22 protein-coding genes are annotated in these 20,920 nt (G+C 57.2%); 6 read left to right on the top strand and 16 right to left on the bottom strand.

The features are described from left to right. Nucleotides 1-8: 8 nt before the first annotated feature. The 11 genes from rpsC to rpsJ all read right to left on the bottom strand — a co-directional run bounded on the left by rpsC (nt 9) and on the right by rpsJ (nt 6,656). Nucleotides 9-716: a 30S ribosomal protein S3 gene (rpsC, locus tag MK208_RS09330; protein ID WP_294116136.1), complete on the bottom strand. Its 708-nt coding sequence runs from the start codon at nt 714-716 to the stop codon at nt 9-11. Continuing rightward, on the bottom strand, nt 716-1,096 hold the full coding sequence (gene rplV, locus MK208_RS09325) for a 50S ribosomal protein L22 (RefSeq protein WP_058238276.1): 381 nt from the start codon (nt 1,094-1,096) through the stop codon (nt 716-718). The genes rpsC and rplV overlap by 1 nt, the downstream gene beginning before the upstream one ends. Nucleotides 1,097-1,099: 3 nt before the next feature. Continuing rightward, nucleotides 1,100-1,378 (bottom strand): 30S ribosomal protein S19, encoded by a 279-nt coding sequence (gene rpsS / locus MK208_RS09320; RefSeq protein WP_294116132.1) that lies wholly within the window; start codon nt 1,376-1,378, stop codon nt 1,100-1,102. Nucleotides 1,379-1,381: 3 nt separating this feature from the next. Further along, on the bottom strand, nt 1,382-2,224 hold the full coding sequence (rplB, locus tag MK208_RS09315) for a 50S ribosomal protein L2 (protein ID WP_294116130.1): 843 nt from the start codon (nt 2,222-2,224) through the stop codon (nt 1,382-1,384). A gap of 406 nt (nt 2,225-2,630) precedes the next feature. Next, a complete protein-coding gene (locus tag MK208_RS09310) occupies nt 2,631-3,260 on the bottom strand; it encodes a hypothetical protein (RefSeq protein ID WP_294116128.1) in 630 nt (209 codons plus the stop codon). 88 nt (nt 3,261-3,348) lie between these two features. Next, complete coding sequence (locus MK208_RS09305; RefSeq protein WP_294116127.1) at nt 3,349-3,735, bottom strand: nuclear transport factor 2 family protein; 387 nt, start codon at nt 3,733-3,735, stop codon at nt 3,349-3,351. Nucleotides 3,736-3,900: 165 nt separating this feature from the next. Then, nucleotides 3,901-4,575 carry a hypothetical protein gene (locus MK208_RS09300; RefSeq protein ID WP_294116126.1) on the bottom strand — a complete coding sequence of 225 codons (675 nt, stop codon included), beginning with the start codon at nt 4,573-4,575 and terminating at the stop codon, nt 3,901-3,903. A gap of 127 nt (nt 4,576-4,702) precedes the next feature. After that, on the bottom strand, nt 4,703-4,999 hold the full coding sequence (locus tag MK208_RS09295) for a 50S ribosomal protein L23 (protein ID WP_164644437.1): 297 nt from the start codon (nt 4,997-4,999) through the stop codon (nt 4,703-4,705). Continuing rightward, nucleotides 4,996-5,613 (bottom strand): 50S ribosomal protein L4, encoded by a 618-nt coding sequence (rplD, locus tag MK208_RS09290; RefSeq protein WP_294116123.1) that lies wholly within the window; start codon nt 5,611-5,613, stop codon nt 4,996-4,998. The genes MK208_RS09295 and rplD overlap by 4 nt, the downstream gene beginning before the upstream one ends. After that, a complete protein-coding gene (gene rplC / locus MK208_RS09285) occupies nt 5,610-6,335 on the bottom strand; it encodes a 50S ribosomal protein L3 (protein WP_294116122.1) in 726 nt (241 codons plus the stop codon). The genes rplD and rplC overlap by 4 nt, the downstream gene beginning before the upstream one ends. A 12-nt stretch (nt 6,336-6,347) precedes the next feature. After that, on the bottom strand, nt 6,348-6,656 hold the full coding sequence (gene rpsJ / locus MK208_RS09280) for a 30S ribosomal protein S10 (protein ID WP_044028221.1): 309 nt from the start codon (nt 6,654-6,656) through the stop codon (nt 6,348-6,350). A 308-nt stretch (nt 6,657-6,964) separates the two neighbouring features. Here rpsJ and cls point away from each other — a divergent pair, with 308 nt between their 5' ends. Then, on the top strand, nt 6,965-8,371 hold the full coding sequence (gene cls, locus MK208_RS09275; RefSeq protein ID WP_294116121.1) for a cardiolipin synthase: 1,407 nt from the start codon (nt 6,965-6,967) through the stop codon (nt 8,369-8,371). Nucleotides 8,372-8,388: 17 nt separating this feature from the next. On the opposite strand, the gene hisD is transcribed toward cls, so the two are convergent. Next, entirely contained in the window at nt 8,389-9,699 is a 1,311-nt protein-coding gene (gene hisD / locus MK208_RS09270; protein ID WP_294116120.1) for a histidinol dehydrogenase, read from the bottom strand. 129 nt (nt 9,700-9,828) lie between these two features. Between hisD and MK208_RS09265 the strand changes: the two genes are divergently transcribed. Together MK208_RS09265 and MK208_RS09260 are read left to right on the top strand one after the other, a co-directional pair. Further along, entirely contained in the window at nt 9,829-10,605 is a 777-nt protein-coding gene (locus MK208_RS09265; protein ID WP_294116119.1) for an IclR family transcriptional regulator, read from the top strand. Nucleotides 10,606-10,757: 152 nt separating this feature from the next. Continuing rightward, nucleotides 10,758-11,663: a LysR family transcriptional regulator gene (locus MK208_RS09260; RefSeq protein ID WP_294116117.1), complete on the top strand. Its 906-nt coding sequence runs from the start codon at nt 10,758-10,760 to the stop codon at nt 11,661-11,663. 126 nt (nt 11,664-11,789) lie between these two features. Here the strand turns inward: MK208_RS09260 and MK208_RS09255 are convergent, their stop codons facing one another. Next, a complete protein-coding gene (locus tag MK208_RS09255) occupies nt 11,790-13,817 on the bottom strand; it encodes an NADPH-dependent 2,4-dienoyl-CoA reductase (protein WP_294116116.1) in 2,028 nt (675 codons plus the stop codon). Between the two features lie 238 nt (nt 13,818-14,055). Further along, nucleotides 14,056-14,859: a crotonase/enoyl-CoA hydratase family protein gene (locus tag MK208_RS09250; protein ID WP_294116115.1), complete on the bottom strand. Its 804-nt coding sequence runs from the start codon at nt 14,857-14,859 to the stop codon at nt 14,056-14,058. 99 nt (nt 14,860-14,958) lie between these two features. Here MK208_RS09250 and MK208_RS09245 point away from each other — a divergent pair, with 99 nt between their 5' ends. Together MK208_RS09245 and dnaE are read left to right on the top strand one after the other, a co-directional pair. Then, nucleotides 14,959-15,153: a SlyX family protein gene (locus MK208_RS09245; RefSeq protein WP_294116114.1), complete on the top strand. Its 195-nt coding sequence runs from the start codon at nt 14,959-14,961 to the stop codon at nt 15,151-15,153. Between the two features lie 131 nt (nt 15,154-15,284). Then, a complete protein-coding gene (dnaE, locus tag MK208_RS09240; RefSeq protein ID WP_294116113.1) occupies nt 15,285-18,803 on the top strand; it encodes a DNA polymerase III subunit alpha in 3,519 nt (1,172 codons plus the stop codon). Nucleotides 18,804-18,839: 36 nt separating this feature from the next. Here the strand turns inward: dnaE and MK208_RS09235 are convergent, their stop codons facing one another. Continuing rightward, nucleotides 18,840-19,772 (bottom strand): ABC transporter ATP-binding protein, encoded by a 933-nt coding sequence (locus MK208_RS09235; protein ID WP_294116112.1) that lies wholly within the window; start codon nt 19,770-19,772, stop codon nt 18,840-18,842. 129 nt (nt 19,773-19,901) lie between these two features. Here MK208_RS09235 and MK208_RS09230 point away from each other — a divergent pair, with 129 nt between their 5' ends. Next, entirely contained in the window at nt 19,902-20,084 is a 183-nt protein-coding gene (locus MK208_RS09230; RefSeq protein WP_294116111.1) for a zinc-finger domain-containing protein, read from the top strand. A gap of 95 nt (nt 20,085-20,179) precedes the next feature. Here the strand turns inward: MK208_RS09230 and MK208_RS09225 are convergent, their stop codons facing one another. After that, entirely contained in the window at nt 20,180-20,845 is a 666-nt protein-coding gene (locus tag MK208_RS09225; protein ID WP_294116110.1) for a hypothetical protein, read from the bottom strand. Nucleotides 20,846-20,920: the final 75 nt, after the last annotated feature.

Raw genomic sequence — 20,920 nt, 5'->3', positions numbered from 1 at the left:
AGTCTCCCTTAGCGACGACCGCCTGCACCGCGAGGTGCTGGGCCATCCTGGACTTCTTGTGCACGGCGATCACGCGCCTGTGGATCGTGCTCCATGATCTCGCCTTTGAAGATCCAGGTTTTGATACCAATGATCCCGTAAGCGGTGGTAGCTTCCACGTGTGCGTAGTCGATGTCGGCACGCAGTGTGTGCAGAGGCACGCGACCTTCACGATACCATTCGGTACGTGCGATCTCGGCACCACCCAGACGACCTGCAACGTTCACCCGGATACCCAGGGCGCCCATGCGCATGGCGTTCTGAACGGCACGCTTCATTGCGCGACGGAAAGACACACGGCGCTCCAGCTGCTGAGCGATAGACTCGCCAACCAGCGTTGCGTCGAGTTCCGGCTTGCGCACTTCAACGATGTTGAGGTGCAGCTCGGAGTCGGTCATCTCGGCGATCTTCTTGCGAAGAGTCTCGATGTCCGCGCCTTTCTTACCGATGATCACGCCCGGACGCGCAGTGTGAACAGTCACACGGCACTTCTTGTGAGGGCGCTCAATGATCACGCGTGCGATACCGGCTTGCTTACACTCGTTCTTGATGAACTCGCGGATTTTGATGTCTTCCAGCAGAAGATCACCATAGTCCTTGGTGTCAGCGTACCAGCGGCTGTCCCAGGTGCGGTTCACCTGCAGGCGCATGCCAATCGGATTGACTTTGTTACCCATTAGGCTTGCTCCTCAACTTGACGCACCTTGATGGTGAGCTCAGAGAACGGCTTGATGATCTTGCCGAAACGACCACGGGCCCGCGGGCGACCGCGCTTCATGGTCAAGTTCTTGCCCACATAGGCTTCGGCAACGATCAGGCTGTCGACGTCCAGGTTGTGGTTGTTTTCGGCGTTGGCAATTGCGGACTGAAGGCACTTCTTCACGTCTGCTGCGATACGCTTGTTGGAGAAAGTCAGGTCGGTCAGAGCCTTCTCAACTTTCTTGCCGCGGATCATGCCAGCAACCAGGTTCAGTTTCTGCGGGCTGGTGCGAAGCATGCGAGTTTTCGCCATTGCTTCGTTTTCAGCCACGCGGCGGGGGTTCTTTACCTTGCCCATGACTTACTTCCGTTTCGCTTTTTTGTCAGCTGCGTGACCGTAGTAGGTCCGAGTTGGCGAGTACTCACCAAACTTCTGACCAATCATGTCTTCAGTGACGTTGACAGGGATGTGTTTCTTGCCGTTGTACACACCAAAAGTCAGACCCACGAACTGGGGCAGGATGGTGGAACGACGGGACCAGATTTTGATCACTTCATTGCGGCCGGATTCACGGGCTGCTTCGGCTTTCTTAAGCACGTAAGCATCCACAAAAGGGCCTTTCCATACAGAGCGAGACATCTATTAACGCCCCTTCTTCTTGGCGTGACGCGAGCGGATAATAAGCTTTTGCGACGCTTTGTTTTTGTTGCGGGTACGTGCACCTTTGGTCGGCTTACCCCATGGTGTCACTGGGTGGCGACCACCGGAGGTACGACCTTCACCACCACCGTGTGGGTGATCGATCGGGTTCATAACCACACCACGAACCGACGGACGCTTGCCTTTGTGGCGCATACGGCCGGCTTTACCGAAGTTCTGGTTGGAGTTGTCAGGGTTGGACACGGCACCAACGGTGGCCATGCATTCCTGACGCACGAGGCGCAGTTCGCCAGAGGACAGGCGGATCTGAGCGTAGCCACCGTCACGACCAACAAACTGAGCGTAGGTACCAGCTGCGCGAGCGATCTGGCCGCCTTTGCCTGGTTTCAGTTCGATGTTGTGAATGATGGTACCGATCGGCATGCCCGAGAACGGCATTGCGTTGCCCGGCTTGATGTCGGCCTTTGCAGACGCAACAACCTTGTCACCCACGGCAAGACGCTGTGGTGCGAGGATGTAGGCTTGCTCGCCGTCATCATATTTGATCAGTGCGATGAACGCGGTCCGGTTCGGGTCGTATTCGATCCGCTCAACGGTTGCCGCAACATCAAATTTGTTCCGTTTGAAGTCAACGATCCGGTAAAGGCGTTTTGCGCCACCACCACGACGACGCGAGGTGATCCGTCCGGTGTTGTTCCGGCCGCCCGATTTCGTCAAACCCTCGGTGAGAGCTTTGACGGGACGTCCTTTCCAAAGTTCCGAACGGTCGATCAGCACCAGCCCACGCTGGCCCGGCGTCGTCGGCTTGTACGACTTGAGTGCCATGCTTTCTGTCTTCCGTATAGCAGCCCGGTCTGTGGAAATTGGTCAGACCCGGCGATGTTAAAGCCCCCCGAAGGTGGCCAAGTTTTTAGGGCCCCGAAGGTCCCCGGTTCAAAAGGCGAGCAGCCCCAGAACGAATCTGAGGCTACACGACCCGCGCGATATAGCTTGGATGAGAGGGGGTGTCTATAGGAGCGCTTGTTTTTCTTGGCTTGCGCCCTCGTCCACCGCTAAGCCGCGCATCGACGACGCGCGTGGTGGCGATCCAAACCTAAGTGCCTGCCAGTTGATCCCGGCCACGTCAGTAGGTCCTATCGAGGGCGCGCTAGCCTCCCCAAATCGCCGCCGCGTGGGGGCGCGTCGTCGATGCGCGGCGGCCTATCGGCCGCTGTTTCGCGCTGGATAGCACTTATAGTGTGTCACCTTTAATGACTTGGATTTGTTCCACATAAAGTCCAAGCTTGGTGCCTTCCCCAGAAATCAAAACCGTCGAACCATCCTCTAGCTCGGCGGCGAATTCTTCTGAAACACCACAAATCTGACCCAGCGCTAAAATGGGTTCCTTCAGTTTTATCGAGCTCTTGCAGTATTTTCGTCGCTTTGGAATTGGATCCGCGACGATGTACTCGAACTGTACCGGCGACCCCTTGTATTGCGATAATAGCAAAGGCACGCCATTTGTTACTGCGAACAACGCAAAACAAAAACAAATCAATACCGTCAAAACGTACAAAAAGGCTCTGCGCAACGGCCCAAAGTTTTTGAACCGCCCTGCCTTTTCCCTTTTGATCTCTAGCAGAAGGAAAGCGCCTGTGAGCAATCCCAAAGGAAGGACAATCCAAAGTGAAGCCTTGGCCCACATAGGGCTCGGCAAAAATTTCGGACCGCCGATGCTAGCAAATGTGGCCAAGTAACCGGCCAAAAATACGGCGCCGGACACTATCCAAAGTAGCGTCCGAACTGGTCTTGGAAGCATTTCAAGCTCCATTTTTCCAACCGAGAAACTTCCATTTCTCAAATTCTTCATCGGTTTACTCATCGCAAACCGAAGTGAAAACAGGAATAGCTAAATTGGGCGCGGAATGCTTTTTGGCAGGATGACCAATGTCGCGTTGTGACGTGCGCTCTCAAATCTCCGCCATCACCTTCTCCAGCATCCAGACCTTTGCCACGATCTGCCAACCGTTCTCGCCTTTCAGCATCGACAGGTGGTCCTGATACACATTGCGCCGCGCGCGGAAGCGGATTTTGACCAGGGCGCTTTGGGGCGTCAGGTAGTCCACCATCAAAATCTCCGCATCCATCTGCTGTCCAAGCGCATGTGGAGAGTTGGCCGCATTGCCACCCACATCAGCATTAAAGCTCGCAATCGGCTCTGCGAAAATCTCGCCCTTCTCGACATCAAACAGGCTCGCCGCTGGGTGAAACACCGCATCGAGCTTTTCTTTGTCGCAGTAAAACAGCCCGTCAAAATACGTCTGTACCGCCTCAAACAACTCAGCCTGTGTGTTCATTTCTCTGTCCTTTCTCGTCATGCGCCTTGGCGAAAGACATAGAGAAGCAGACTTCGCCTGCCCAATGAAGAGATGTGGCGGAGGTCATAACCGGAGGAGAATTATTCAATGACCCTGATGGACATCATCGCGCGCAGAAATCCCGGCGGAACACCGCGATGCAACCTAACGCCGTAGGATCGCCCTTTTGATCCGGCTACCGCGATGGCGCAGTTTTTCGGCAAGCGTCAAATCTTGAGCCTCGCCGTGCTGATAAGACCCGGGCTGGATGAAGTCGACCGCATGGGCAAATGCCGAAGAGGACGGAGTCAGGCCGCAGAAATGCGCCATATCGCGCAGTACGAGATCCGACCTTATCAGGAGTTTCTCATAGCTCACCAACAAAACCGGGCAGTCGACCCGGCGGATCAGGTCCGCGTTTTTCTGGGTCTGCCTCAAGTACATCGCCAGCGCCTTATCCACATCTTCGCGGTCCCAGGAGGTCACGCCAGCCGCGTTGGCGGTCAAATCCCGCGTCACAAGGATCAAGCGCGGATTGCGCAAATCCGGCAAAAGATCGTCAATGTACTGATGCGGATGCGGGTGTTTCCACCCCCAGACGTCATGGCTCGCATTGCGATTAGCAACGGTCGCGCGAATGGCGTCCAGCCCGAGGCGCTTGCGAAACAGCTTGTCTTCAAGATTGCCACCGATGTCATCTCCGAGAAAAACCCCCAGGCGACGCAGCGCGCCGGCCGTGGCTGTTGTACCCCCGCGATTGACCCCGAAGATCAGAAAAGTTCGTTGATCGTTGGTGCGCGATGTCTCATCGTCGCGAAATGAAATTGTGTGAGAATACACGGTATTGTCCTGAAGGTTTAAAATATGACCTACACTACCCCACACCTAGTCAGATGGGCAAAAATCTCAACACAAAAAGAAAGAGGCCGCCCGATTTCTCGGACGGCCCCTAATTTTTAGGCGGATCTTACAGTCCGGTGGACACGTCGATCGTGTTGCCTTCTTCCAAGGTCACGTAAGCCTTTTTCACGTCTTTACGCTTGCCAAGCTGGCCGCGGAAACGTTTGACTTTACCCTTGGTGATGGTGGTGTTGACCGCTTTGACCTTCACACCAAAGAGAGCTTCAACGGCTTCTTTGATCTGTGGTTTGTTGCTGTCGATCGCCACTTCGAAAACCACTGCGCCGTTCTCAGACGCCATGGTGGATTTCTCGGTGATGACCGGCGCGCGGATCACATCGTAGTGTTCTGCCTTAGCGCTCATTTCAGTCGAGCCTCCAGTGCTTCGATCCCCGCTTTGGTGATCACCAGGGTGTCACGCTTGAGGATGTCATAAACGTTCGCACCCATCGTTGGCAGGATGTCCAGACCTTCGATGTTGCGCGATGCTTTCAGGAAGCCTTCGTTGACCTCGGCACCGTCGATGACCAGAGCACGTTTCCAGCCCAGGTTCTTCACCTGTTTGGCCAGAGCGGCGGTCTTGCCTTCGGATGCGGCGTCTTCGATCACAACCAGCTCGCCTGCTTTCGCTTTCGCGGACAGCGCGTGCTTCAGACCCAGCTTACGGAACTTCTTTGGCAGGTCGTGGCCGTGGGAACGGACAACTGGACCTTTGTAGATGCCACCACCGCGGAAGATCGGCGCGTTACGGTCACCGTGGCGTGCGCCGCCGGTGCCTTTTTGGCGATAGATCTTTTTGGTGGAGTAGGAAGTTTCGGAACGGGTCTTTACCTTGTGGGTGCCGGCCTGTGCGTTGTTACGCTGCCAACGGACCACACGGTGCAGGATGTCCGCACGTGGTTCCTGACCGAACAGATCTTCGGACAGTTCAACCGAACCGGCTTTGGAGCCGTCGAGTTTGATCACGTCAAGTTTCATGCTTCACCACCTTCCGCAGGTGCTTCTTCAGCCGGAGCTTCGGTCGCTGCTGCTTTTACGGCTGCCGGGAAAGGCAGACCTTCAGGAGCTTTCTTCTTCACGGCGTCCTTCACGGAGACCCAACCACCTTTGGAGCCAGGTACGGCACCTTTGATGAACAGAAGACCACGGTCGGCGTCAGTTTTGACAACTTCCAGGTTCTGTGTGGTCACACGTACGGCACCCATGTGGCCGGCCATTTTCTTGCCTTTGAAAACCTTACCGGGATCCTGACATTGACCAGTGGAGCCGTGGGAACGGTGGCTGATCGAAACACCGTGTGTTGCGCGCAGACCGCCGAAGTTGTGGCGCTTCATCGCACCGGCAAAACCTTTACCGATGGAGGTGCCCGCAACGTCCACTTTCTGACCTTCTAGGAAGTGCTCTGCGGAGATTTCCGCGCCCACTTCGATCAGGCCGTCTGCTGGAACGCGGAACTCAACCAGCTTGCGCTTTGGTTCCACTTTCGCTGCTGCGAAGTGGCCACGCATGGCTTTGGAGGTACGCTTGGCTTTTGCAGTGCCAGCGCCGAGCTGAACGGCGGTGTAGCCGTCTTTCTCTTCGGTGCGCTGAGCAACAACCTGCAGGCCGTCGAGGGAAAGAACGGTCACAGGGATCTGCTTGCCGTCTTCCATGAACAAGCGGGTCATGCCCACTTTCTTTGCGATAATACCGGAACGCATCAGATAAACTCCTTAAACAGAGATCTGTACGTCCACGCCGGCCGCCAGATCGAGCTTCATCAGCGCGTCTACGGTCTGCGGGGTCGGATCTACGATGTCGAGAAGACGCTTGTGCGTACGGATCTCGAACTGATCGCGGGATTTCTTGTCTACGTGTGGACCACGCAGAACGGTGAACTTCTCAATCTTGTTGGGAAGTGGGATCGGGCCACGAACCTGCGCGCCGGTGCGCTTTGCAGTGTTCACGATTTCCTGAGTGCTTGCGTCCAGCACACGGTAATCAAAAGCCTTCAGCCGAATGCGAATGTTTTGACTTTGCATTTCGTCAGCCTTTTTTAGGCGTTGGAGTTGAGAGGAGGATCCGCGACCATCGCAAACCCTCATCGAACCCAAAAGGCGGGAATCACCCCGCCTCAAGATTCCAGTAAGGAACCCGCGCCCTTTACAGCCCATTTGGAAGGCTGGCAAGCGTTTTGCCGAAGTATTTGCGTTTTGGGCCAGTTGCCTTTTGCTGTCTTGCTTGGTCCTGCACACAAGTGAAAACGCGGTTGGCGCAACCAAGGCCTGTACGCTAGGCTTTTGGAGACGACACTCAGGTCAGCGACTGCCCTACTATATAGGAGACCTTTATGGCCACATTTCTGGCTGTCTGTTTTGTACTTTTGGAGCTGACCGCGCTGGTGATGGCCTGGCGTGCCGTAAAGTATTCTCGCACCTCGCAAGGCTCGGTAGGCTGGGTCGTTTTCCTGATCGCAGCCCCCTATATCGCCGTGCCCGCCTATCTGTTTTTAGGGCACCACAAATTTGAGCACTATGTGACCGGTCGACGAGACAGCGAGGAAATCATCGAGCGCATCCAGGAAGTCAGTGAAGCCCTGAAGCCGGAAGTCCCCTCGACTTTCCCGACCAAAGCACTTGAAGCGATTTCCGATCTACCCGTCGCACGTGGCAACGCCATGGAGCTTTTGATTGACGGCGAAGAGACGTTTGATGCGATCTTTGCCGCCATTGATAGCGCGCAAACCTATGTGCTTGTTCAGTTCTACATCATTCATGGCGATGGACTTGGCAAGCGCCTGCAGCGGCACCTGATCGCGGCAGCGGAGCGCGGCGTCACTGTACGTGTGCTGTATGATCCGGTGGGGAGCCACAAACTCGGGCATGAATACCGGCAAGCCCTGCGCGATGTCGGCGCTCAGATTGTTGAGCCGTCGCAAATGCGTGTTCCCAAAAACCGCTTTCAACTGAACTTCCGCAACCACCGCAAGACGGTTGTGATTGATGGCACCACGGCCTTCACCGGTGGGCTTAATGTTGGGGACGAGTATCTCGGGTTAAACCCGAAGTTTGGCAACTGGCGGGACACGCACGTGCGGCTAAAAGGGCCGGTGGTCAGTCAGCTCCAGTTGATTTTTGCCGAGGACTGGCATTGGACCACCGAGGAAAATCTACTTACTGATCTGAATTGGCAAAGCGGTCGAGCCGATGAGGATATGGCGGGCCTAATTGTGCCAACCGGACCTGGTGACAAATTGGAAACCGGGGCGATGTTCTTCTTCTCTGCTTTGGCAAACGCCAAGGAAAGAGTCTGGATCGCGTCGCCTTACTTTGTGCCTGATGTACATGTGCTGACTGCGATCAAACATGCGGCTCTCAAGGGCATCGACGTGCGGATTCTCGTGCCAGACAATATTGACCACAAAACAGTTTGGCTCGCTGCCTTTGCCTATTTTGACGAAGTGCGTGAAGCCGGTGCACAAATCTGGCGCTTTACAGATGGGTTCATGCACCAGAAGGCCGTTTTGGTAGATAACAGCCTCGCGGCGGTGGGAACGACAAACATGGACAACCGCTCGTTTGTTCTAAATTTCGAAACCATGGCTGTTATGTTTGATGCGCGTGCAGCTGACGACCTGGAAGACATGTTCAAGACCGACTTTGCCAAGTCTTTCCTCCTGGACAAAACCCTAAGTGAGCAACCGCTGCACATCCAGATTGGCGCGCCCATTACACGTTTGTTTTCTCCGCTGCTCTAAGCGAAAAGCTCCCCCCACTACGGGCGATCGCTGGCAGTTAAGTCGAAAGTCTCCTGAGGAAAGTACTTGGCAAGCCGCGCATCTGCTGCGCGGGCATGGCCTTCCATACCTTCCAGACGAGAAATGCGCGCTGTGGCTTGCGCCACCGCTTTGGAACCCTCGCGCGTGGCCCTCTGCCACGTCACGACCTTCATGTACTTATGCACCGACAGGCCGCCCGTATAATGCGCCGCGCGGGATGTGGGCAGCACATGATTGGTGCCAGCGGCCTTGTCCCCATAGGAAACGGTGGTTTCTTCCCCCAGAAACAAAGAGCCGTACGACGTCAACGAGGATAGCCACCATTCGGGATCGGCGGCCTGAACGGTGAGGTGCTCTGGGGCATATTCATCTGACGTTGCCACCATGTCTTCGCGGGTGTCACACAAAATGACCTCAGCATAGTCGCGCCATGCGGCTTCGGCATTGATGCGGTTGAGCTCCGGGAGGGCTGTGATCAGTTTGGGGACCGCGTCCAGAACGGCCTCGGCAAGCACCTTGCAGTTGGTGACCAACCAGACCGGGGAGTTGTAGCCGTGCTCCGCCTGGCTCACCAAATCGGTGGCCACTATATGCGGATCCGCTGTGGCATCCGCGAGGATCAAGCTGTCGGTTGGGCCAGCCACCATATCAATGCCGACCCGCCCAAACAGCTGACGCTTCGCCTCTGCAACATATTGGTTGCCCGGCCCGACCAGAATGTGCGCTTTGGGCAGACCAAACAGACCAAAGGTCATGGCCGCGATGGCCTGCACGCCGCCCATGGCAAGGATTTGATCCGCGCCACTCACATGCGCCGCATTGAGGATGGCGGGTGCAACGCCGGTGTCCGGATGCGGCGGCGAACACGCTGTGATGTGCTGACAGCCGGCGACTTTGGCGGTGGTAACCGTCATGATGGCGCTGGAAATATGGCTGTAGCGGCCACCGGGAATGTAACAGCCAGCGGCATCCACTGGGATGGACTTCTGGCCTGTAACAAACCCTGGCAGAAGTTCGGCCTCAAAATCCTGCACCGTGGCCTTTTGCAATTCGGCAAAACGGCGCACGTTGTCATGGGCAAATTGGATGTCGTCTTTTAGCTTCTGCGGCACCTGCGCGGCGGCCTGCGCAATCATCTCATCCGTCACGCGCGTTGGGCCAGGATATCGGTCAAACTTGGCCGCATAGGCCAGCGCCTCCGCATCTCCCCCGCGTTCGATATCGGCCAAGATGGTTGCTACCGCTTGCTGAATGTCCGCCGCTTCCGTTTCCGGTTTCAGCAGTGCCTTCTTAAGATATGTCCGCATTTTCTCACCTCGCATTTTTAAAAATCGCAAAATGCCAAAAAATGAGACTAGATGTCCTGTTTTTTTGCAAAAATTGAGGCTACAGTGTTTTCAAACCAGCTCCAATACAAATTTTGCGGACATACAGACATGGCAACCTCCGAGCGTATCCCGACCAACCTGCGCACCCTGTTGATCTTAGAGATCCTCGGGAAAAGTGATCGGGCAATGACCGCCACAGAAATCAATGAATCATTACAATTGCCAAAACAGACCGTGCACCGGTTGTGTGCCACGCTGGAGGACAACGGCTTTGTGGTGCGGCGCGGCACCTCAAGAAAGTACCAGGTCGCAAGACGCCTGCGAGAGATGGGCGCGGGGCTGCTTCACAATTCGCGAGACCACATTTTCCGCCACCAAATTCTCAAAACCGTGTCTCAGACCGTCGGCGAGAGCGTGAACTATGTGGTGCCGGAAGACACCGGTATGCGCTATCTGGATCGGGTGGAAACCGATTGGGCATTTCGCATCCAACTGCCTGTGGGCACCGAAGTGCCGTTTCACTGCTCAGCCAGCGGCAAGTGCTTCCTGGCGAGCCTGGGGCCAACCGCGCGAAGGAAAATGGTGGCGTCCCTGACTTTGGAACCGCGCACAGAGGCCACACATTTGACAGCGGACAGTCTTTTGTCAGAGTTGGCGCAAATAGCGCGGGACGGTTTTGCACTAGACCGCGAAGAGTTCATGGACGGCATGGTCGCCATTGCCGTACCGGTCAAGGATGCACGCGGGCGATTCATTGCAGCGCTTGCCTATCACGGACCAACGCCGCGCATGACATTGACAGATGCAATAGCGCAGGTTGGCTTTCTGCAGGAGTCGGCGCGACGGCTTGGCGATGCGCTTTTTGAGCCGAACGACGCGCATTAGTCAGATGCGCAGCCCTGAGAAACGCATCGTTTCCCCGTTTCCAAGACAAAAACGATCCCATCAAAACCGCAACATTGTCCGGCATCTGCCCTCTTCCTGCCCGATTTCACCGGCATATCTTGTCCCCAAGGAAGACATTAGAGGATCGAAACATGGATCGCCTGACCGAAATGGAAGCATTCGCCACTGTGGTGGATCAGGGTGGATTTACAGATGCCGCAAAGAAGATGGGCATCTCCAAATCTGCCGTTTCCAAACATGTGTCCTCACTTGAGGCACGCCTGGGCGCACGTTTGCTGAACCGCACGACGCGGCGTGTTTCGCCAACCGAAATTGGCTTGGCCTATTATGACCGCGCCCGTCGCGTTCTGAACGACGCGGGCGAAGCGGATGCGCTTGTGACCTCGATGCAATCGGCGCCTTCGGGCTTGCTGCGCATCTCTGTGGCCACGGATTTTGGGGTGAACCACCTCTCGCCTGTGTTGGGCGATTTCTTGAGCGAGTTCCCGGACATCACCGTCAACATGGTGCTGAACAACCGCTATGTAGAGCTGATCTCCGAAGGCTTTGATATGGCCATTCGCATTGGCGAGTTGGAAGACAGCACTTTGCGGGCCCGCAAGCTGACCGAGACCACCAAACGCATGATCGCCTCTCCGGCCTATTTTGAGAAATACGGCCGCCCGGAGAAGATTGACGATCTGAACCACCACAAGCTGCTACATTACTCCAGCCAATCCAATGGCGCGGTGTGGAAGCTGACCGCACCATCCGGCGAGAAGCGCCAGGTGCGCACCGCGGGCTGGCTGTCGGTGAACGACGGACAATCCTTGCTGAACGCGGCTCAGGCCGGCCTGGGCATCGCTTACCTGCCAAGCTTCCTCTACGCGGATGCGATGGAGCAAGGACTGGTGGAAGAGGCCATTCCGGACCTGCCGGTGGAGACACAAGGCATCTATGCCGTGTACCCACCCGGTCGTTTCACCCAGCCGAAGGTCCGCGCCTTCATCGACTTCCTGGTCCATGCCTTTGCTGAAAAAGGACCGACTGACTGGTAATATTCGAATTTTCCCCTGGCTTTCTATGAAAGCACCTTGGCCCGGCAAAACTGTCCGGGCCTTCTTTTTTTGTGGCTAGGGAAAAGGGCGCCGATGGCGCCCTTCGTGTTTTCTATCGCGTCTGACTTACAGCGTGGCCGCAAGGCGGGTGCCCTGGTTGATGGCGCGTTTGGCGTCCAGCTCTGCCGCCACATCTGCACCACCGATCACGTGGCAAGTCACGCCTTCGGCTTCCAGCGCGTCTGCCAGAGAGCGGTCGCTAACCTGGCCAGCGCAGATCACCACATTGTCCACATCCAGCACCCGTGGATTGTCCCGCGCTTCGCCAAAGGAAATGTGCAGGCCGTCGTCGTCAATTTTCTCATAGTTCACGCCGCCCAGCATCTCGACGTTTTTCATTTTTAACGCCGCGCGGTGAATCCAGCCGGTGGTTTTGCCCAGACCTTTGCCCAGCGCTTTGGCCTTCCGCTGCATCAACGTAACCTGACGCGCCGCAGGATGCGGCTGCGGGCCTTCTGGTGCGAGACCGCCACGGTGCTCAGCAGGGTCAGTGACGCCCCACTCCACCATCCACTCCGGCAGGTTTTCTGTCAGGCTTGCACCTTCGTGCACAAGGAATTCAGACACATCAAAACCGATGCCGCCCGCACCAACAACGGCGACTTTTTTGCCAACGGGCTTCTTGTCGCGCAGGACATCAAGGTAGGACAGCACTTCGGGGCGATCCTGCCCCGGGATGCCGGGATCACGTGGCACAATGCCAGTTGCGATGATAACATCGTCGTAGCCTGCCAAAGTGTTGGCTGTGGCTTCGGTGTTGAGTTGAACCTCAATGTCTAGCTCGGCGATCATTGCCTCATACCAGTCGACCAAGCCCCAGAACTCCTCTTTGCCTGGGATTTGTTTAGCAACGTTGAGCTGCCCGCCCAGTTTGTCAGCACGATCAATCAGAGTGACCTTGTGGCCGCGCTGTGCTGCGGTCATGGCCGCAGAGAGACCCGCTGGTCCCGCCCCAACAACGGCAATTTTCTTTACGGTTTCAGAGGTCGGAATGGCCAATTCGGTTTCATGGCAGGCGCGCGGGTTCACCAAACAAGAGGTGAGCTTGCCGCCAAAGGTGTGATCCAAGCAAGCTTGGTTACAACCAATGCAAGGCGCGATCTGGTTGGACTTGCCCTCAGCGGCTTTGTTAACAAAACCGGCATCCGCCAAAAACGGCCGCGCCATGGAGACCATGTCGGCACAGCCCTCGGCCAAAACCTCTTCAGCCACTTCTGGCGTGTTGATGCGGTTGGAGGTGATCACCGGGATGCTCACCTTGCCCATCAACTTCTTGGTCACCCAGGCAAAGGCGCGGCGCGGGACCGAGGTGGCGATGGTCGGAATACGCGCCTCGTGCCAACCGATGCCGGTGTTGATGATGGTTGCGCCCGCTTTTTCAATCTCTTGTGCGAGCTGCACCACCTCTTCGTGGGTGGAGCCATTGGGCACCAGATCAATCATCGACAAGCGGTAGATGATGATGAAGTCCTCGCCCACAGCCTCGCGGCAGCGGCGCACCACTTCGATGGGCAGGCGGATGCGGTTTTCGTAGGAGCCGCCCCAGCGATCCGTGCGTTTGTTCACGTGGGTGACGATGAACTGGTTGAGGAAATAGCCCTCGGACCCCATAATCTCCACGCCGTCATAGCCGGCTTCACGTGCGCGGGTTGTGGCGGTGACAAAGTCCTGAATTTGCTTCTCAATTCCCTCTTCATCCAGTTCTTTTGGCGGGAAAGGTGAGATCGGAGATTTCACCGGAGAGGCAGAGACACACTCCGGCCCATAAGCGTAGCGACCGGCGTGCAAGATCTGCATTGCAATCTTGCCGCCGCTGGCGTGGACGCGGTCGGTTACGATTTTGTGGTTGGCGATGTCTTCGTCGGTGAAGAGGCCTGCCGCACCGGGGAAGACGCCACCTTCGCGGCTTGGGGCCATGCCGCCGGTGACGATCAGGCCAACGCCGCCGCGGGCGCGTTCACCGTAGAATTCTGCCACGCGGTTCCAGTCTTTGGTTTCCTCCAGGCCGGTGTGCATCGAGCCCATAAGGACGCGGTTTTTCAAGGTGGTAAAGCCCAGATCAAGCGGGGCGAGCATGTGCGGGTACTGGGTCATAGGTGCCTCCAAGGTGCCTCGTCATTTAAGTTGACCAAAACGTAAAGCAGTGCCTTTGTCACGCCCGACGCGGCGTCAAACGGCGCGCAACTTGGCCTTGCCGTTGCGTCGGTTCTGGCGTGTTAACCTCCCATTTCGACGTCGGTATTACGTCGGTATCACGACTGTTTTGCGGTGGTGCGGGTGCTTGTGTCCCGGCCACATCTTACCACAAGGTGCGCTGTTGTTGCGGCTCAGGTCAGATGTCTGAAAACCCGCCGCCTCGACCTTTGCCCGCCGCAAAGCGCGCCGCGCCTTTTTGGCCTTCGGTGGCAAAAGCTTCAAACGAGGCCCATTCCCGTCGCAGCGCCTGCGCCAAATTCGTGCCACTTGGACGCGCCGAAAGAAAATCCGCGCGCATGCAAGCTTGCGGAAAGCGCGTCAGGCTTTCCGCCAAAACCAAAGCTTCTTCTAGCGCATGACCTTCTGGACAGAGTCGATCCACCACTCCAATGTGATGGGCCTCCTCACCAGACACAGGACGCCCAGTGAGGATGAGATCGTTGGCGCGGCCCTGCCCCAGAATGCGCGGCAACCGCACAGTGCCGCCATCAATCAACGGCACGCCCCACCGGCGGCAGAACACGCCAAACACCGCCGCCTCTGACGCCACGCGCATGTCGCACCATGCGGCTAACTCCAGCCCACCGGCCACGGCATGACCTTCGACCGCTGCGATCACCGGCTTGGACAACATCAGGCGGGATGGCCCCATCGGGCCTGGAATGGGCTGATCCTGGGCGTCCTGCCAATCGTCGGGAATAGCGATGGTATTTTGCCAGTCAGCCCCAAGATCGCCAGCCGCAGCCTTCAAATCAAACCCAGCGCAGAAAGCCGTTTGCCCACCGGTCAAGATAGCAACATCAACGCCGTCATCCGCCTCGAAGGTCAGAAAAGCCTCATACAGCGCGGCGGCGGTATCCGGGTTCACGGCGTTGCGAACCTCCGGGCGATTGATGCTGATGATGCGCACCCGACCTCTGGTCTGTACCAAAACAGTCATGACTTACCTCCCTTTGTCCACTGTTGCGTCCCACCAGAAACAGGCAAGAAAAACGCGGCGTCGCTTGACCCACAAAGGGTCACAGCCTATGCCGCAGCTATGGAACAGCTTGAAGAAAAGATTGCCCATCTCACTCGCACTGTCGAGGAGTTGAGTGACGTTGTGGCCCGCCAGGACACCGAGATTGCGCTTTTGACCCGCCGTGTTCAGATGCTGATGGAGCGGGAAGCCACTCGGGAACAAGATGGCAGCGGCGGGGTTGTCATGGGCGACGAACGGCCGCCGCACTACTAAAGGCAGCCGTTTAGCCGTAGGACAAAGGGACGCCACCCCTGACTCCGTGGGCGGTGTTCCCCCGGGATATTTTTGGCCAAATGAAGCCGAGGGCAGTTTCCTATCATCCGGGGCTGAGATAGTTTTGGCGGATGACCAACGCGCCTCGATTCATCCACCTCCGCACCCACACCGAATACTCCCTACTCGAAGGGGCGGTGCGCTGTAAAAAGCTGCCCGGCATGTGTGCCGACATGGGCATGCCAGCGGTGGCGATCACCGACACCAACAGCTTGTTTGCTGCGTTGGAGTTCTCTGTCACCGCGCAGGGCGCGGGCATTCAGCCGATTGTGGGCTGTCAGGTCGACATGCATATGCCGCATGATGATCCGTCAGGACGGACCGCACCGCCAAAGCCTGCGCCCATCGTGCTGCTGTCGCAGCGTGAAGAAGGCTATGAGAACCTGATGAAACTGTCGTCCTGTCTCTATGTGGACAATGACGGGCAGCTGCCGCAAGTGACGATGGAAGAACTGGCGGAGCGCTCTGCTGGGTTGATCTGTTTGACCGGGGGGCCGGATGGGCCAATGGGCCGCATGATGCGCGACGGTCAACATGCCGCCGCCCAAGCGATGATGACGCGGCTCAAGGAGATTTTTGGCGACCGGCTGTATGTGGAGCTGCAACGCCATCCCGGCGAAAACGGCGCACCGGAGGCGGAGCGGCTGACAGAGCGCGGGTTTATCGAGATGGCCTACGCCATGGATCTGCCTCTGGTCGCGACCAATGACGTCTATTTCCCTACGTCGGACATGTATGAGGCGCATGACGCGCTGATCTGTATTTCCGAAGGGGCCTATGTCGATCAACAGGACGGGCGCCGCCGTCTGACTCCACAGCACTATTTCAAATCGCAGGAAGAGATGATCACGCTGTTTGCGGATCTGCCTGAAGCGATTGAGAACACGGTCGAGATTGCCAAACGCTGTGCCTTTGCCACCTATTTGCGCGACCCCATCCTGCCGAAGTTTGCCGATGATGAGGTTGCGGAACTGCGCCGGATTGCCAACGAAGGCTTGCAGGCCCGTCTGGCGGTAATCCCACACGCCGTGTCAGTCGAAGAATATCAGGAACGGCTGGATTTTGAGCTGGGCATCATTGAGGGCATGGGGTTCCCCGGCTACTTCCTGATCGTTGCGGACTTTATCCAATGGGGCAAGGACCACAACATTCCGGTGGGGCCTGGGCGAGGGTCTGGTGCGGGCTCGCTGGTGGCCTATGCGCTGACCATCACCGACCTTGATCCGCTGCGCTACTCTCTGCTGTTTGAACGCTTCTTGAACCCGGAACGGGTTTCGATGCCGGACTTTGACATCGACTTCTGCATGGATCGCCGCGAAGAGGTGATCAAATACGTGCAGGAGAAATATGGGCGCGACAAGGTGGGGCAGATCATCACCTTTGGTGCGCTCTTGTCCAAGGCGGCGGTGCGCGACATCGGGCGGGTGTTGCAGATGCCTTATGGTCAGGTGGACCGGCTCTCCAAGCTGATCCCGGTGGAAGGCGTGAAGCCGATGTCCATCGCAGACTCTTTGAAAGAAGAGCCACGCCTGCGCGAAGAGGCCAAAAACGAAGAGGTGGTGGACCGGCTGCTGACCTATGGGCAACAGGTTGAGGGGCTGTTGCGGAACGCATCGACCCACGCGGCGGGGGTTGTGATTGGCGACCGGCCTTTGGATGCCTTGGTGCCGCTCTACCAAGATCCGCGCTCTGACATGCCGGCGACCCAATTCAACATGAAATGGGTGGAACAGGCCGGCCTGGTGAAGTTCGACTTCTTGGGTCTCAAAACCCTGACGGTTATTCAAAACGCGATTGAGCAGATCCACAGCTCGGGGCGGCCGTTGCATGTGGCCGCAGATGGGACCGAACTCTATAAGCCAGCCGACGGTGCGGAGAACCAGATCAACGCCATCCCGCTAGATGATGAGCCGACCTACAAGCTCTACTCAGCGGCCAAAACCGTGGCGGTGTTCCAGGTGGAATCCACCGGCATGATGGATGCGCTGAAGCGTATGAAGCCGACTTGTATCGAGGATATCGTTGCACTTGTGGCGCTCTATCGTCCGGGTCCGATGGAGAACATCCCGGTCTATTGTGAGGTGAAAAACGGGCTGCGCGAGATTGAGTCCGTGCACCCGTTGATTGACCACATTCTGGAAGAGACCCAGGGCATCATCGTGTATCAGGAACAGGTGATGCAGATTGCGCAGGTCATGGCGGGCTATTCGCTTGGCGGCGCGGACCTGTTGCGCCGGGCGATGGGTAAGAAGATCAAGGAAGCGATGGACGCGGAGCGTCCGAAGTTTGAGAAAGGCGCGGCGGAGAACGGCGTGCCGGCGAAGAAAGCTTCGGAGGTGTTTGACCTTCTGGAGAAGTTTGCGAACTACGGCTTTAACAAATCGCACGCGGCAGCCTATGCGGTGGTGAGTTACCAGACCGCGTGGCTGAAGGCGAACCATCCGGTGGAGTTTATGGCGGGCGTCATGAACTGCGATATTCACCTAACGGACAAGCTGGCGGTGTATTTTGAAGAGGTGAAAAAGGCGCTGAAACTGCCTTATGTGCCGCCCTGTGTAAACCGCTCGGATGCGACGTTTAAGGTGGTCGACGGCGCGCTGGTCTATGCGCTGGGGGCGTTGAAGAACGTCGGCCTTGAGGCGATGAAGCTGGTGACCGAGGGGCGCAAGGTGGATGGCGTGGACAAGCCGTTTGCGACGCTGTTTGATTTTGCCCGCCGGGTGGATTTGAAGAAGGTTGGCAAGCGGCCTTTGGAGATGCTCGCGCGGTCCGGCGCGTTTGATCAGCTCGACAACAACCGGCGGCGGGTGATGGAAAGCCTGGATGGGCTGGTGAATTACTCCGCCGCGATCCATGAGCAGAAGAGCTCCAATCAGGTGTCGCTGTTTGGCGAGGCGGGGGATGATTTGCCGGAGCCGCGTTTGTCACCGGCAGGGGATTGGTTGCAGGCGGAGCGGCTCGATGAAGAGGCCAAGGCGATTGGCTTCTTCTTGTCGGGCCACCCGCTTGAAGACTTCATGGCCCCGCTCAAACGTAAGAACGTGATGACGCTGGATGAGTTGACCGACAAGGCGCGGGGCGGGCCGTGTGTGGCCAAGCTCGCCGGGCGGGTGTCTGGGCGACAAGAGCGAAAGTCGGCGCGGGGCAATCGCTTTGCCTTTGCGCAGCTCAGCGACCCAACCGGGGCCTATGAGGTCACGATCTTCTCGGACACGTTGGAGAAATGCCGCGAACACCTAGAGACCGGCTCCAAGGTGGTGGTGACCGTGAAGGCCGAGATGGAGAGTGATCAGTTGAAGCTGCTGGCGCAGAGCATGACGCCGGTGGAGACCATTGTCGCGGATGCGGGCAACTCGGGGCTAAAGATCTACCTCGATGACGCCAGCGCGGTGGGGCCAGTGGCCAACATCCTTGAGGGCGCGAAAGAGACCATGAAGAACATGCCCAAAGGGCCGATCTGGTTTTGCCTGACCAACATGGAACTGCCCGGCGAGGTGGAAATCGATGCGGGCGCGGGCTTCCCGGTGAACCCGCAGATCAAAAGCGCGCTCAAGTCGGTTGAGGGCGTGATGGCGGTGGAAGAAATCTAAGGCCGGGGCGGTGTGCGGCCGCCCTACCCGCTTGGCTTAGGCCGATTTGGTGAGCTGCAAAAAGACGTCTTCCAGGTCCGCCTGTTCGGTTTTCACGTCGGCGATGGCGATGCCAGCGGCGCGGACCGCGCCAAGCACATCTTCGGCAGAGGTTTCGCGCGCTTGATAGGTCAGCGCGATGCGGCCGTCTCCGCGACGGGTGACTTCGATGCCGGGCGCAGTTGGCAGGGTTTCCACCGGGGCCACCGGATCAATCACCATACATTTGCTGTCCACCTGTCCCAGCAGGTTAGAAGTGCTGTCGCGTGCAACAACTTCGCCGTGGTTGATGATGGCGATCTCGTCACACATCTCCTCGGCCTCTTCGAGATAATGGGTGGTCAGGATCACGGTCAGGCCGCGCTCTTCATTGAGGCGGCGAATGTTGGACCAGAGCATCTGGCGCAACTCGATATCGACGCCTGCGGTGGGTTCATCGAGCACCAGCACCTGCGGGTGGTGCACCAGCGCTTTGCCCAACAAGAGACGACGCCGCATCCCGCCGGAAAGTGTGCGGGCGTAGGCCTCCGCTTTGTCCGACAGGCCCACCATGCGCAGGATTTCGTCGCTCTGACGCTGATGTTTGGGCACGCCGTAGAGACCGGCCTGCACTTCCAGCGCCGCGCGGGGCGTGAAGAACGGATCGAGATTGAGCTCTTGTGGCATCACGCCAATGGCCGCGCGGGATTGGCGCGGGTTTTCGTCCTGATCAAACCCCCAGATTTTCACCGTGCCGGAGGATTTGGTCACCAGACCGGCCATGATGTTGATCATGGTGGATTTGCCCGCGCCATTGGGGCCAAGCAGGCCAAAAATCTTGCCAGCGGGCACGGTCAAATCCACGCCTTTGAGCGCGTGTTTGGCAGGCGCGCCGCGCCCCCCTTTGTAGGTCTTTTGCAACCCACGGATTTCAATCGCGTTGTTGGTCATGGCCACTCTTGCTCCCCGCCGCGCAATGCCTATTATTTGCCCTAACCAAAGCGGACGTGAAGCTCAACCGCAGCCGCCAGAAAACACCGCCATTGGAGAACCTCTCCGAAGCCATGAAGGACATCGCAGATGACGATTGAAGCCCCAGAAACCAAGATTGTGGAAAGCTACCGAGTGTCTTGTGACGGCGGTGAGGGGGCGATGGGCCACCCGCGCGTGTATCTGCAAATCCCGAACGAGCATGGCTGGGTGGAATGCCCCTATTGTGACTGCAAGTTCATCCACGAGGATTTCAAAGACAAGGTGGCCTAAGGGTTGTTAGGTTTTTACGAGATTGAGGAGACCGTCCGGTGGGGCGGTTTTTTTTGTTTGGGGGGCTACTATCAATAAACGCAGCAGACTGGTGCCTATGAACGCGACTTACTTCCAAAGACCTGTGCACCAAGCGAACGCGTTGTGTTTGTGCTCTTATCGGGCAGATTCATCCGATCCCGTATTTCCAAAAGGTATTGGCGGGCAGGTTGCGGTTCCCCTTTGACTAGGGCGGTGAATGAGCCTGTTGTGTGTTTTCGAATAACGACATCTCCATCTTCAAATGTATCTTCGACTTCGCCGACTTCAAACTTACTGGCAGTCTGAGCGCGTTGCGGAAACGTCATCACTCCTTTGCCAAGCCTCAAAACCCCACGATAAGGCGCGGCCGCGTCGGCAAGAAACGCCTCAACACTCTTGTCGTAAACGACCGTAAGGTCCAACTCGTCCTCGTGTGTATCGATCCAAACGACAATCACTCGATCAACAAGATCAATGGTGTTCTCGTTGAGACCAGCACCAGTACTCGTTGTAATTGTTTTGACTGAAACTCGGAGGCCATTCTTATCAACCAGATCGAAACCGCGCTGATTATTCTCAGGCGTCAGCTTTACACCCAGATAGTCGGCCACAAAGGCCTCCCCCATCACACCTGTATGAGCCCGAAGCTCTTGGGGCGCGATGCCCGCTTCAATCCCCGCAACATAAGCGGCGCGGCTTGCCGCGATATAAGTTCGATACGACATTTTTTGGATGCTCACTAATTAACGGATTCGCAGCCAGCAAGTCTGAGAGAGCCCGGAATCCGCATACTTTGAGGAAATGGTTGGAGACTT

Source organism: Shimia sp., from assembly GCF_022448905.1.
Classification (GTDB): Bacteria; Pseudomonadota; Alphaproteobacteria; order Rhodobacterales; family Rhodobacteraceae; genus Shimia.
This window is presented reverse-complemented; position numbering and strand designations above follow the sequence as displayed.